Below are 12,385 nucleotides of genomic sequence, written 5' to 3'. Positions count from 1 at the left end.
GCTCCCTCGCCACAGGTGGCGATTGATCATGCACTCAGGCGGCCGCGCAATGTCTTGGCCATGGCCTCCAGCTCCGTCACCGGGTTTCGCCCGATCAGCATCCACGCATGCTGCATGTCCGCCCAATGGACAATGTTCATCCCGTGCCGACGTTCCCGGGCAAAATGCCGACTGCCCGTGTCGGACAGCGTCACACACAACGCCATAGGCCCGTGGACTGGGTCCAGGTAGGTGATCTGGGCGATCGGCACGCCATCGTATTCGAGGATTTGCGCGCGTTTGAATTCTGCCCGTGGCAGGGTCAGTTGCGCCGGTTTCAGGTTCAAGCCCAGGAGCGTATCGATGGTGCGCAGTTGCGACTGTTGCGCGGCTTCATCGTTGGGCAAGTGATCCAGGGTTTGCGGCACGTAGAGCACCATGTAATCAGCGACCAGTCCGCGCCAATTGCTGTCTTCCTGGCTGGCTTGCCAGCCGAGGAAAAGACGGTCCGCGAGGACGCCACTGACCACCAATCCGGCGGCGACCGCGAGGAATCTGCGTCGACTGAGCTGCGGACGGGCGGGCGAGGGCAGGGTGTCGAGCATGGCTTGCAGGCGATCGACCGGTGCCTGCCGACTCAAATCCTTGTAGGCATCCTTGAACGGCAAGCTGCTGCGGTTCAGCCATTGCAGGCGCAGACCGAGCATCGGGTCCTCGGCAATGGCGGCGTCGATGCGCTGGCGCTGTTCGGTATCGAGCTGGTTATCGAGGTAGGCCACCAGTTGCTCATCCGAGAGTTTCGCGTTCATCGACGTTCTCCGGTGAAAGGGTTGGGCACGGCTTGCAACGGCGGGTATTCGGCCAGTTTTACCCGGGCCGCTGCCAAGCGACTCATCACGGTGCCAATGGGCACTTGCAACACCTCGGCCACTTCGCGGTAGGACAGGCCTTCGACGTAAGCCAGAAACACCGTTTCACGCTGGGCTTCGGGTAACGCGTCGACGCGGCGAATGACCTGCGCCGCGAGGACATGAGTTTGCGCGACCTGTTCACCGTCGAACGACAAGACTTCCTCTCCATCGATGCTGCCCTGGCCGTGGCGCACACGGCGTGCGCGCACTTCGTTGATCCAGATTGAATGCAGAATGCTCATCAGCCATCGATCCATGCGGGTACCCGCCACATACTGCCCGGCACGTTCCAGCGCCCGTACGCAGGTCGCCTGCACGAGGTCTTCGGCGACATGCCGTTGTCGAGACAACAGCAGGCCGTAGCGCCATAAACACGCCAGGTGCTGACTCAGTTCTGTGCGTATTGCCTGATCGCTGGCGATAGGGACCTCCGTCCGCTCGGGGTGTCAGGTTTTCGATGAGTCGTTAATCGCTTCGGCGAGATCTTGATACTCCTCGCACGTGTTGCCGCAAATCGATTCGATGCGCTGCAACTGTTCCTTGGCCAGGTCCAACCGGCCCTTGATGACGTAGGCTTCGCCCAGGTATTCGCGGACCTTGGCGTACTGCGGGTCGAGCTTGACCGATTGCAGGTAATAACCGATACCTTCATCGGTGCGCCCCAGTTTACGCGTGGCGTAGCCGCGATAGTTCAAGGCTTTGGCGGTGTCGGGTTGCTGAAGTGTATCAAGCAGGGTCAGGGCTTCTTCGTACCGCCCGTCCTTGGCCAGTTGATAGGCATAGTCGGTCCGGTCGGCGTCCGGTACTCGTTTGCTGGTCTGCAAGACGCATTTGCGCGCCTTGCTGTCGAAAACCTGACCTTTGGGGCACTGGGGTTTGGCGGGTGTGTCTTCCTCGCCATTGGCCAGGGCCAACGTGCTGGACAACGCGACGAAAAGCGCCAGTGGCGCGGCGAAAATTGAAAATCGGCAATTCATGGAAAAGGCTCCACAGGTCATCGGGCTTGGGACGTCGAACGGGTCGCAAAAGCTCTTTTTGGTGCCCAGCGAACATGAACACCACAGCGTGGACAATTATTCATTTGTTTCGGCTGTTCCTTATAAAAAAGCTCAATTCGAGGGTTTACGCTTGTGGAGCCAGCGTGAGGCTTGCTGCAAACGCGCTGTTGCGGGATGTAAACGATCAATGGGGGCATGAGCTATCATTGCGACTTTCCCATTCAAAGATTTACGGCCATGACTGCTGAAACAGACACTTTGCTCAATGCCCTCGAACACTGCGGTATGGTGGAAATCGACGGGCTGCACGCCTTTGAATTCGCCCTTGATGAAGACGACAACCTGCATATCGAATGCATGGACGGTAGAAACGCGCTGCACTGGGAATTCACCCCTGCGCAGGTTCAGGCCGCCACCTTCGATTCAACTCTGCAAAGTTGGCTGATCAACGATAACGGCGGCGAACACCGCTTGATCTGCCTCGGCGACGTCATCAGCGGCGATAACGACGACGATGACCAAGAGGATGCGTAACCTCTGGCCACTGCTGATCGCCGGCAGCATCGGCGCAATGGGCGTCCAGTCCGCCTCCGCCGACGATTACCAATTGCTCGTGGGTTCCTACACCGCCGGCCAAAGCCAGGGCATCTATCGCCTGAACTTCGATAGCGCCACCGGCCAGATCAACGGCAAACCCCTGCAAGTGATCAACAGCGAAAACCCGTCCTGGCTGACCCTGTCCAAGGATCAGCGCCGGTTGTTCGTGGTCAATGAAAACGGTCCGGGCCAGGCCGATCCGGTAGGGCGCGTGAGCAGTTATGCGATCGATCCCAAGTCTCATGAACTGAGCCTGATCAATCAGGTGCAGAGCCTGGGCAACGAGCCGACCCATTCCAGCCTCAGCGCCGATGCCAGCCATTTGTTCGTCAGCAATTATTCGGTGGCTGAAGATCCGGGCGGCACCCTGGCAGTGTTGCCGGTGGGCGCGGGTGGCACGCTCAAACCGGTGGTGCAGATGAGCAGCCACCCGGCCAGCAGGGTAAACCCCGAGCGGCAGATGTCGGCGCATGTGCATTCGACGATCCCTTCGCCGGACGGCAAGTTCGTGTTCTCCAATGATTTGGGGGCAGACAAGATTTTTGTCTACCACTTCAATCCCAAGGCCAATCCCGATCTGCCATTGACCCCGGCCAAGCCGGCGTTCGTGCAGTTACCACCGGGCAGCGGACCGCGTCATTTGCTGTTCAGCGCCGATGGCAAGCATGCCTGGCTGACCATGGAAATGAGCGCGCAAGTGGCGGTATTCGATTACCGCGACGGCACGCTTGAGCAAACGCAGATGGTCGATCTGGCGGCTGGTCAGCCGGTTTCGGACAAGGCGGCGGCCGCGCTGCACGCATCAACCGATGGCAAGTTCCTCTACGTCAGCAATCGTGGCACCGCCAATCAGCTGCTGACATTTGCCATCGATCCGGCGACCGGGCATCTCAAGGAATTGCAACGACGCGCAGTGGAAGGTGACCATCCACGGGAATTCAGCCTCGATCCGAGTGGCAAGTTTCTGTTGATCGCCAACCAGAAGAGCAACCAGATTGTCGTCGTCGAACGCGATGCCAAGACCGGTTTGCTGGGTAAAACCGTACAGAAACTGCCCATGGACGCGCCGAGCGACCTCAAGTTTCTGGTGCGACAATAGACCGCAGGCCCCGGTTCTTGGGGCCTGTAGCTTTCTATCAATGAGGCTGATATGTGGTAATGCTACAAAGCATTTCAAGGCCTCGTTCCTCGGGGGTTAAGTTTGCTTCACGGCCCCACCGGGCAAGCAAGCCAACTGACTCCGAGGAATACCCACATGAACTTCAATCTCTTCTCCGTAATCGCCGCGTCCGCCATCTCTGCCACCGTTGCGCTGCCTGCCAGTGCCAGCGTTGAAATCAGCGACAAAAAATCCCACACCCAGAGCTACACCCAGAAATACCTGCAACAGAGCGCCAACTTTTACGCCGCGCTGGACCACAAAACCCAGCACTGAAAGTTTATCCCTGCACCTTTTATGCAGGAGCGAAGTCACTTGCCGATCAACCGTTAACGGTGGAAAAGCACTGAAGTGATGTCGCTCCTGCATAACGCATTTACGACAGCATCATATTGCCATCAATCCATTGCTTGATATCACATTGCCTCGGGTTTAAATTTGACGCGGATTTATTGACTCCTTCACTAGAAAAGGATCGACAATATGGCAATGCGTCTGGCTGTGGTACTTCTGTTTCTCTATTCCACCCCGATTTTGTCCGCAGCGGAGCCCATTTCCGGTGAGCCTGAGGCTACCCGTGAGCGCTTGATGAGTTTTATCGAAGACTGAGATAGCGCGGCTTAATGATCAACGCCGCTGATAATCGTTATAGACAGGCGTTGTTGGTGGCTGATGCTTTTTTGAACGATTCTGTGGGCTCTGAAACATGTCCACGGAGTTCATCATGGCCCGCGCAATCATCACTTCTGCCAAACACGGCGCCTATGTGGCTATTGGTCTTTACCTGGTCATGGTGCTGGTTATCAGCCTCTCGCCGCAGTCGCGGCAATCTGTCGAAGCGCCTATTCAAGTCGCACATCCTGGCATCCAGTTTGAACACCGTGCGCAAAACGCGATGGTCGATCAGGCTGAACTTGCAGGAGTCGGCGGAGCATGAACAGATGCAAGCTGTTGATCATCGCCTTCCTGGCTTTCATCACTAATGGATTTTCGTTGCTAGGGATCGGGCAAGGTTCGATAGGTGGGGTGGCACGGGCGATGGAGGCCAACCACAACATCGCGCGCAACATCGAGACCGCCAAGGCCATGGGGATGCTTGCCGGTAATCCACCGCTCAAGCCTGAGGAAGGTTTTTTTGGCCCGTTCCAGGTCGATTGCTCGGCCTTAGGCATGTGCGAAGTCCTGGCGTAAGCACTAACCATTGTGGCGAGGGAGCTTGCTCCCGCTGGGCCGCGAAGCGGCCCTAAAAAATCTACGACTGCTGCGCAGCCGAGCGGGAGCAAGCTCCCTCGCCACGAAAGCCGTGTTATTTCTTCATGATTGATGTGAACAATTCAGACTCCAGGAACCTTTGCAACCAGGCCTGCAATCGTTGATAGGGCGTCTGCGCAAACCACTCGCGATCAACATGGGCGAATTGCCGTACGAACGGCATCAGCGCCACATCCGCCAGACTCGGGTGTTCGGCCAGCAAATAATCGCGACCCTCCAGCAACTCATCGAGCCGACGCAAAAACACTTCGCCCTCGGCGCGGTAAAACGTCATCGGCTGTTCGGGATAGCGCTCGGCGTATTTGTAGCGATTCAGATGCAGCTTGAAGACCTGATCGTTCTCTTCAATAAGCTCGGCAATCGCTTGGCGGCCCTGCGGATCATCCTTGAGCAACCAATCCTGAGGATCGTGCCGGGCCAGTGCCCAGCGCATGATCGCCAGGCTTTCATCGATCACCTGACCGTCAACGCTCAGCACCGGCACCGTGCCCTTGCTCGACAGCGCAAGCATTTCGGCGGGCTTGGCCTTCAGACTGACTTCGACGATATCCACGGCGACACCCGAATAGCGCAGGGCCATGCGCGCCCGCATGGCGTACGGGCAGCGACGGAAGGAATACAGCGTGGTCATTTCACCTCCAGCGTGCTCAGGCCGTTGCCTTGACGGCGCACCTGGATCTGCACGGGAATTCGCTCATGCATTTCCTGCACGTGGGAAATCACCGCGACCTTGCGTCCCTGAGCCTGCAAGCCGTCGAGGGCGTCCATGGCCAGTTGCAGGGATTCCGGATCTAGGCTGCCGAAGCCTTCGTCGATGAACAACGATTCGATTTTCAACGTGCTCGACGCCATCGACGCCAAGCCCAAAGCAAGGGCCAGCGACACCAGGAACGTCTCGCCGCCGGACAACGAATGCACCGAGCGCAGTTCGTCGCCCATCTCGGTGTCCATCACCAGCAACCCCAACATGCTGCCGCCGCGTTTCAGGCGATAACGTCGCACCAGTTGCCGCAACTGCACGTTGGCGTGGTGCACCAGCAGGTCGAGGTTGTAGGCCTGGGCGATCTTGCGGAAGGTGTCGCCGGTGGCGGATCCGATCAACGCGTTCAAGCGCGCCCAGCGCTGGTACTCGGAGTAGGCGTCGGCGATTTGTTGCGCGAGGGCCTGATTGGCGTTCTGCCGGCGCTGGTCTTCGGCCTGCTCGGCGCGCAGTTCGGCGCATAGATGCTCGCTGACGTTGAACTGGCTCTGCAACTCGGTGAGGGCGCTGGCGAGCTGTTCGTCGTCCAGATTGCCGTTATGTTGCGCCTGATGATCGAGCAAACGCTTGTCGCGCTCTTGTACCAGGACGCTGGCCTGTTCAATGGCCTTTTCGCTGTGCTGCAAGCGTTGGCGCAGGTCGCTGACCTGGGCGTCGTCAATCCGCAGCAGGTCTTCAAGACCTCCGTCATCCAGTTCTGGATGGCGGGCGCGCCAGTCGGTGATTTTGCCGGCGAGTTCGCCGTTCTCGCTTTCCAGCGCTTGCAAACGCTCTTGCTGTGCTTTCAGCTCGGCGGCGATTCGTACGAGTTGGGTGAGTACGTTTTGCAGTTCCGTGGCGGTCGTGGTTTCAGCGTTACGCGCCTGTTCTACCGCCAGTTCCAGTTGCTGCTGCCAATGCTCGGCGCTGCTGTGCGATCCGAGCAACTGTTCGAGGGTGTGCTGGCATGCCTGTTGTTGCTCGGCCAGGGCTTTGAACTGCTGCTCGGCGGTTTGCAGTTGCTGCACGCGGGTCTGCTGCCGATCCTGTTCCTTCTCGAGGTTTTGCTGACGCTGCTGCTGTTCGGTCAGCTCTTCCTTTTGTTGATCAAGTTGAGCCAGACGCTCGGCGATCTGTCGATCAAGCTGCATGAAGGTCGCGGCGGGCTCAACGCGAAGCGCTTCCAATGTATCCGCCGGCAAGAGGCTGGCGAACGCGCAGAGTTCTTCGTCCAGGCGCTGACGATCGTTGCCCAGCTCGCGCTGTTGATTGTCCAGCTGCTGGGCCGCTTGCTGGTGCGCGGTTTCGGCGTGACGCAATTGTTGGGTCAGGCGCGCCGCATCCTGTTGCAGGGTGAGCAGGGCGGTTTGCCGTTGTTCATCCTGGCTGATGCTTTGGTTCAACTGACTGTTTTGCTGGCTGAGCCAGGCGCTGCGTTGTTCGGTGTCCTGATTCAGTAGCTGCGCGGCTGACGGATGTGCTGCAAGGCTCGGCGCAAGCGCTTGCTGCTGGGTCGCCAGGTGTTCCTGCTGTTGCAGCAGTTCCTTTTGCTGAGCGATCAGTCCGCCCACTTCCGCACGCAGTTCGGTGAGCTTTTCCTTGAGCTGGTCAACCGCTTTTTGTGCCGTGGCCTGTTCGCCTTCATCGTGGCGGCCAAGGCTTTGCAACAGCGCTTCGGGCTGATGATAAGGATGATCGTTGCTGCCACAGACCGGGCAAGGCTGGTCATCCTGTAGCTGCGCGCGCAGCTCTTCGACACTGGCGCTGCGGGCCAGACGCTGGCGCTCCAGCAGTTCGCGGGTGACGGTCAGGGTCTGCTCAGCCACGGCGAGTTCAGCCTTGGCTTTTACCCCTTCCTGCGTCAGGCGCTCACGTTCCAGTTGCGCGGCGATCTGGCGTTGCTGCAGCTCGGCGCCACGTTTGTCGAGGTCTTGCTGGCGGTCCCAGAGGCGTGTCAGGTCCTCGATGGCACGCAGTTGCTTGCGGTTGTCCTGCAACAGGCTGCCGAGAATGCCGATCTGCTCGGCGACAGCATCCGGTTCGGCGCCGGCCTCCTTGAACAGCACTTCCAGTTGCTGTTTCTGCGCGGTGAGCGCTTCAGTGCTTCGCGTGGCGTTTTGCTCCAGGCCCGCCAGTTCGGCCTGACCTTTGTTCAGTCGATTGCCGATCAACATCAGCTGTTGCAGACGATCACGGTAAGCATTCCAGGCATGGCTCAACGGCGCCAGATGAGCGCTTTGTGCAAGCTCCGCCGCCATGCGCTGCAAGTGTTCGGCAGCTCGGGTCTGTTGCTCGTGCAAGGTCTGGATCGCGCTCTGGCCCTGGGTGCAAGCCTGTTCGGCGTTGTGCCTGGCTTCAGCGCTGAGGGTGGCGTCTTTGGCCAGGCGGGCGAGGGTGCTTTGTTCCTCAAAGGCCTGACGCAACAACGGCGCGCATTCGGTTTGCTGTTGCTGCGCTTCGCTCAAGGCGAGCCGGGTTACGCTGAGCTGTTGCTCCAGTTGTGCCTGACGCTCGCTGAGTTCGCCATGCTGCCGGGTATGTTGGGCAATTTGCGCTGCCAGGGGCGTCAGTAGCGAATCGACCTCGGCCTTGCGGGCGAACTGGTGCCGTTGCGGGGCGAGCTGTTCGAGGCGGGTCAGTTTCAAGCGCTCGCCGGACAGGCTTTCCCAGGTTTGTTGGGCACCGTGCAGTTGTTCGGCGGCGGCCAGTTGCGCGTCATGCAAACGGCGCAGTTCTTTCAGCCAGGCGTCCTGAAGCTCAAGCTGCTTGAGTTGCGCCTGTTGTAACTTCTGTTGTTGTTGCGCGGCGTTGAAGCGTTCGTCGAGTTCGGCGCGGGCCTCGGGCGACAGCGGTGTGACACCGCTGGCCTGATCCTGCAACAGCTTGTGGGCTTCGCGGGCTTCTTTGGTCTTGTCGAAGGCGCGGCGACCCAGTCGTGTGTAAAGCGCGGTATCAGTGAGTTTTTCCAGCAGTTCGCTACGGTCGTTGTCGTCCGCCTTGAGGAACGCGCTGAACTCGCTTTGCGCGAGCAGCACGGCGCGGGTGAACTGTTCGAAGTTCAGGCCCAGTGCGGTTTCGAGTTGAGCTTTGTATTCACCTTTCTGGCTCGCCAGCAGTTGATCCTGATCGATATCGCGCAGGCTCTGGCGACTGGCTTGCAGCTTGCCACCAGCCTTTTCGCGGGCGCGGTTGGCTTCCCAGCGTGCGCGATAACGGCGGCCATCGACGCCGACGAAATCCACTTCGGCATAGCCTTCACCGGTACCGCGACGCAGCAGGGTGCGCGGGTCGCCGGTGCCGATTTCGCCATCGGCGTCCGGCACCTTGGCGTCGCGCCCGGTGTTGTTCAGACGCGGCACGGCACCGAACAGCGCCAGGCACAGGGCGTCGAGCAAGGTGCTTTTGCCCGCGCCGGTCGGCCCGGTAATGGCGAACAACCCGGCGCTGGCCAAGGGTTCGGCGGTGAAGTCGATTTCAAACGGGCCGGCCAGGGAGGCGAGGTTTTTCAGGCGGATCGCGAGGATTTTCATGGCTGTTCGCTCTCCATCTGTACGTCCTGCAGCAGTTCGGCAAAGTCCTTCAGGGTTTGCTCGTCGACCTCGCTGCCGTAGTTGTCCTGCCAGGCGCGGCTGAACAGTTCTTGAGGCGTGAGCTGGTCCAGTTCAACCAATGCAGCACCGTCATCGGCGCCTTCGCGGCTGCCGTTGCCCGCGTATTCCGCCGCAATGCGCACCAGACGCACGGCCTTGCCTTGCAGCGCAGTTTCCACTTGATGGCGCAAGTCGGGCTGCGGCTCGTCGAGGCGCACACGGACTTCCAGCCAGGGTTGGCGCTGGTAGTCGGCCAGCAGGTCGATGTTGGGCAGGTCGGCCAGTTGCAACAAGATGTCCGCCAATGGCGCAGGGCCGATCCGTTGCAGATTGACTGCGCGGGGAATCAGTTTCGGTTCGACGCTGAGCAGGGTTTCGCCGTCGAGGGTGATGTCGAGAATCTGGTGCTGATAGCCGATCTCGGAGAACGACAACGGAATCGGCGAACCACTGTAGCGAATGCGTTCTTCGCCGTTGACCTTCTGTGGCTTGTGCAGATGGCCCAGGGCAACGTAGCTGATCGTTGGCCCGAACAGGCTGGCGGGCAGGGCTTCGGCGTTGCCGATGATCAGGCTGCGCTCGGAGTCTTCCGACACCGAACCGCCGGCCATGTGCGCATGGCTGATGGCAATCAGCGCCTGACCCGGCTGGCGCTTGGCATTGGCCGCTTCGATCAGCCACTCGTGAACCTGGCCGATGCCGCGCAGGTAGTTGTCGCCCAAATGCGCGCCGGTCACTTCGGCCGGGCGCAGGAACGGCAGCGCCAGGCACCACGCGGCAATTTCGCCTTGGGCATCGGGCAGTGGCAGCAAGAGGCGTTCGGCGTCCAGTTGCCCGTCATCCAGCCACAGCACGCGACCCAGCGCATGGGTGCGCAAACGGCGCATCAAGGGCGCGGGCAGTTCGATTCGCGAGCCGGAATCGTGGTTGCCGGCAATCATCACGATAGTCAGCAACGGCTGTTGTTCGTGGGCGCTGACGATGAAATCGTAGAGGCGTTCCTGGGCTTTGACCGGTGGGTTGACCGTGTCGAAGATGTCGCCGGCGATCAGCAGCACATCGGGCTGATCCAGTTTGAGCTGACGCAACAGCCAGTCGAGAAAGCAACCGTGCTCGAAATCGCGATCCTGGCCGTGCAGGTTCTGCCCGAGGTGCCAGTCGGAGGTGTGAAACAGACGCAAGGGCAACTCCGCTACATAAAAAGGTGATGGCCGCGAGGAAAGATGACAGCGGCGAAAGGGCAGAGAGTTTACTGGCAAACGACTGTGGTTGCTGAACACCTTTGTCGGTCACCACGACGGCAAACAGTGAGAAAAACTTGCGACCGTCTGTCCCTTCCTGTCAGTTCTGTCAGTGGTCACTCTCGCAGACCGGGTATCTACTGAATGTGAGCATGGAGCCTTACAGTGCAAGTGACGGAATGCGCCTTTCAATAGAAAGGTGAGGTTGGTCGAGCAGTGACTGATGTGGTTGGGGCGTCACATGTGATTTAGGGACTATCGAAGCTGCAACGATTTTTAATGGAGAATGATCATGTCACAACGTCGTCCGAACACTATCAGTCGAAGCAACAACCCGCGTCATGCCCATGTTTTTTCACCCTCTTCGCGGGCACATTTTGAATGGCTGGCCGGGAGGCTCGACGAAGGAGCCTTGAATCAACGCGAGTCCGGTAAATTTTTTCCTCTGACTGCCGGCGGAATCAGAGATGCCTTTGCCAAAGATGACGATGCCAACGTCCCGCCGCCTCCAGATGGCAAAATTGCCAGTGCAAATCAGCTGACCGGCGCCTGGCTGGACGAGCCAGGAAGTCACTGGCAAAAGCATGATGTGCGTAGTGGCGAAATACTGGATTTTTCCTGGTTTTTCAGCGCGAAGCACTCCTCTCGGCGCTGGAACTATTTCTTGACGAAGGACGGTTGGAACCCTGACGAAGTGTTGTCGCGCGCGCAGTTTGAAGCTGAGCCGTTTTATACAGTGCAAATTAATCTGCAACCGCATTGGGCCCACGGCGAGCAGATGCTGCCCGCTTCACCCACCATCCATAGCGTCCCACTGCCCAAGCGTGACGGATACCATGTATGCCTGGCCGTATGGGAAGTTGCCAATACATCGATGGCTTTTTATCAGGTGGTCGATCTTAATTTCGTGCCGCCGGACGGGGGCGGTGAACGTCCCGAAACGCCGACCGGGCTGGCCGCTGAAACGGTCACTGACAAACAGGTGGTGTTGAAATGGAATGCAGCAGCCGGTCCGCATCCGATTGTCGCCTACCGTATTTCGCGTAATGGAGGCTTTTTCGTCGAAGTCGTCGCGCCGAACCTTACGTTTACCGATAACAGTGTGGCGCCTGAAACCTTGTACAACTATGCCGTCAGTGCAGTCGATGATCTCGGAAATGTCTCTGCGCAAAGCCGACCCATTCAAGTGCACACCTTGCCCGAAGGTGGAACAGGCCCCACCGCGCCGACGAACTTGCACAGCATGCGTCAGACCGAACGAAGTATCAGCCTGATGTGGGGAGCGTCCACGGGCTCGGCGCGAATCATGGACTACCTGATCTACCGTGACGGCGTTGAAGTCAGATCCGTGGGCGCCAGTCAGACCACTTACGACGACTCCGGCCTCACGCCAGACACCGCCTATCGCTACTCCGTGAGAGCGCGTGACCTGAATGGCAGGTTGTCAGCACAAAGTAATGTCCTGAGTGTAAGTACCCAGGGTGAAGGGGGTGCAAAACCAGCGTGGAAGCTGGACACCCTCTATGAGGTAGGTGCTGAGGTGCGCCATAGTGAAAAGAAATGGTCCTGCAAGCAGAGACATACGTCATATACAACAGACTGGGCCCCCGGGGTGGGTGACAACGTGCTTTGGGCAGAACTCACCAAGTGACGGATTTATTGTGAGTGGCTGAACGACCCTGAAGATCGCAGCCTGCGGCAGCCCCTACTCGGCGGATGACCTGTAGGAGCTGCCGCAGGCTGCGATCTTTTGTTTTTACTTGGGATAAAGCGGCGGAAAGCAGCTATCACCGACCGGATCTTGAAACACCACTAACCTGTGGCGAGGGAGCTTGCTCCCGCTGGGCTGCGAAGCGGCCCTAGATTCGGATACACCGTTTTTTCAAGGACACCGGGTCA

General features: G+C 59.1%; 13 protein-coding genes. 7 read left to right on the top strand and 6 right to left on the bottom strand.

Annotation, left to right across the window (positions count from 1 at the left end; all coding sequences use genetic code 11):
• Positions 1-26: 26 nt before the first annotated feature.
• The 3 genes from NL64_RS03150 to NL64_RS03140 all read right to left on the bottom strand — a co-directional run bounded on the left by NL64_RS03150 (position 27) and on the right by NL64_RS03140 (position 1,867).
• Positions 27-788 (bottom strand): anti-sigma factor family protein, encoded by a 762-nt coding sequence (locus tag NL64_RS03150; protein WP_034146699.1) that lies wholly within the window; start codon positions 786-788, stop codon positions 27-29.
• Positions 785-1,270, bottom strand: coding sequence for an RNA polymerase sigma factor (locus NL64_RS03145; RefSeq protein WP_080757846.1), 486 nt, complete (start codon positions 1,268-1,270; stop codon positions 785-787). The genes NL64_RS03150 and NL64_RS03145 overlap by 4 nt, the downstream gene beginning before the upstream one ends.
• Before the next feature lie 66 nt (positions 1,271-1,336).
• Positions 1,337-1,867: a tetratricopeptide repeat protein gene (locus NL64_RS03140; RefSeq protein ID WP_034146697.1), complete on the bottom strand. Its 531-nt coding sequence runs from the start codon at positions 1,865-1,867 to the stop codon at positions 1,337-1,339.
• A 216-nt stretch (positions 1,868-2,083) separates the two neighbouring features.
• Between NL64_RS03140 and NL64_RS03135 the strand changes: the two genes are divergently transcribed.
• The 6 genes from NL64_RS03135 (at position 2,084) to NL64_RS03115 (ending at position 4,835) form a co-directional block, all read left to right on the top strand.
• Entirely contained in the window at positions 2,084-2,422 is a 339-nt protein-coding gene (locus NL64_RS03135; protein WP_034146696.1) for a DUF5629 family protein, read from the top strand.
• The gene (locus NL64_RS03130) at positions 2,415-3,584 is read left to right on the top strand and encodes a lactonase family protein (RefSeq protein WP_034146695.1); all 1,170 of its coding nucleotides are present in this window, start codon (positions 2,415-2,417) and stop codon (positions 3,582-3,584) included. Before NL64_RS03135 ends, NL64_RS03130 begins: the two co-directional genes overlap by 8 nt.
• A gap of 156 nt (positions 3,585-3,740) precedes the next feature.
• Positions 3,741-3,920, top strand: a complete 180-nt coding sequence (locus tag NL64_RS03125) for a hypothetical protein (protein WP_034146694.1) — start codon at positions 3,741-3,743, stop codon at positions 3,918-3,920.
• Between the two features lie 207 nt (positions 3,921-4,127).
• Positions 4,128-4,253, top strand: coding sequence for a hypothetical protein (locus NL64_RS30875; protein WP_263386248.1), 126 nt, complete (start codon positions 4,128-4,130; stop codon positions 4,251-4,253).
• Positions 4,254-4,368: 115 nt separating this feature from the next.
• Positions 4,369-4,581 carry a hypothetical protein gene (locus NL64_RS03120; RefSeq protein WP_034146693.1) on the top strand — a complete coding sequence of 71 codons (213 nt, stop codon included), beginning with the start codon at positions 4,369-4,371 and terminating at the stop codon, positions 4,579-4,581.
• Entirely contained in the window at positions 4,578-4,835 is a 258-nt protein-coding gene (locus NL64_RS03115; RefSeq protein ID WP_034146692.1) for a hypothetical protein, read from the top strand. Before NL64_RS03120 ends, NL64_RS03115 begins: the two co-directional genes overlap by 4 nt.
• Positions 4,836-4,950: 115 nt before the next feature.
• Here the strand turns inward: NL64_RS03115 and NL64_RS03110 are convergent, their stop codons facing one another.
• Genes NL64_RS03110 through NL64_RS03100 form a run of 3 tightly spaced genes read right to left on the bottom strand, consistent with a single transcriptional unit; the run spans position 4,951 to position 10,426 of the window.
• Positions 4,951-5,547 carry a glutathione S-transferase gene (locus tag NL64_RS03110; protein WP_034146691.1) on the bottom strand — a complete coding sequence of 199 codons (597 nt, stop codon included), beginning with the start codon at positions 5,545-5,547 and terminating at the stop codon, positions 4,951-4,953.
• Positions 5,544-9,185: an AAA family ATPase gene (locus NL64_RS03105; RefSeq protein ID WP_034146690.1), complete on the bottom strand. Its 3,642-nt coding sequence runs from the start codon at positions 9,183-9,185 to the stop codon at positions 5,544-5,546. The genes NL64_RS03110 and NL64_RS03105 overlap by 4 nt, the downstream gene beginning before the upstream one ends.
• Entirely contained in the window at positions 9,182-10,426 is a 1,245-nt protein-coding gene (locus NL64_RS03100) for an exonuclease SbcCD subunit D C-terminal domain-containing protein (protein WP_034146689.1), read from the bottom strand. The genes NL64_RS03105 and NL64_RS03100 overlap by 4 nt, the downstream gene beginning before the upstream one ends.
• A gap of 352 nt (positions 10,427-10,778) precedes the next feature.
• On the opposite strand from NL64_RS03100, the gene NL64_RS29310 reads away from it, so the two are divergent.
• Positions 10,779-12,137 (top strand): lytic polysaccharide monooxygenase, encoded by a 1,359-nt coding sequence (locus NL64_RS29310; protein ID WP_034146688.1) that lies wholly within the window; start codon positions 10,779-10,781, stop codon positions 12,135-12,137.
• The last annotated feature ends 248 nt before the right edge of the window (positions 12,138-12,385 follow it).

It is taken from the genome of Pseudomonas fluorescens (assembly GCF_000802965.1).
Taxonomy (GTDB): domain Bacteria; phylum Pseudomonadota; class Gammaproteobacteria; order Pseudomonadales; family Pseudomonadaceae; genus Aquipseudomonas; species Aquipseudomonas fluorescens_A.
This window is presented reverse-complemented; position numbering and strand designations above follow the sequence as displayed.

Coding starts and splice junctions, on each gene's coding strand:
- NL64_RS03140 (WP_034146697.1), bottom strand. CDS start 1,867: ATGAATTGCCGATTTTCAATTTTCGCCGCGCCACTGGCGCTTTTCGTC.
- NL64_RS03105 (WP_034146690.1), bottom strand. CDS start 9,185: ATGAAAATCCTCGCGATCCGCCTGAAAAACCTCGCCTCCCTGGCCGGC.
- NL64_RS03120 (WP_034146693.1), top strand. CDS start 4,369: ATGGCCCGCGCAATCATCACTTCTGCCAAACACGGCGCCTATGTGGCT.
- NL64_RS03150 (WP_034146699.1), bottom strand. CDS start 788: ATGAACGCGAAACTCTCGGATGAGCAACTGGTGGCCTACCTCGATAAC.
- NL64_RS03125 (WP_034146694.1), top strand. CDS start 3,741: ATGAACTTCAATCTCTTCTCCGTAATCGCCGCGTCCGCCATCTCTGCC.
- NL64_RS03110 (WP_034146691.1), bottom strand. CDS start 5,547: ATGACCACGCTGTATTCCTTCCGTCGCTGCCCGTACGCCATGCGGGCG.
- NL64_RS03130 (WP_034146695.1), top strand. CDS start 2,415: ATGCGTAACCTCTGGCCACTGCTGATCGCCGGCAGCATCGGCGCAATG.
- NL64_RS03115 (WP_034146692.1), top strand. CDS start 4,578: ATGAACAGATGCAAGCTGTTGATCATCGCCTTCCTGGCTTTCATCACT.
- NL64_RS30875 (WP_263386248.1), top strand. CDS start 4,128: ATGGCAATGCGTCTGGCTGTGGTACTTCTGTTTCTCTATTCCACCCCG.
- NL64_RS29310 (WP_034146688.1), top strand. CDS start 10,779: ATGTCACAACGTCGTCCGAACACTATCAGTCGAAGCAACAACCCGCGT.
- NL64_RS03135 (WP_034146696.1), top strand. CDS start 2,084: ATGAGCTATCATTGCGACTTTCCCATTCAAAGATTTACGGCCATGACT.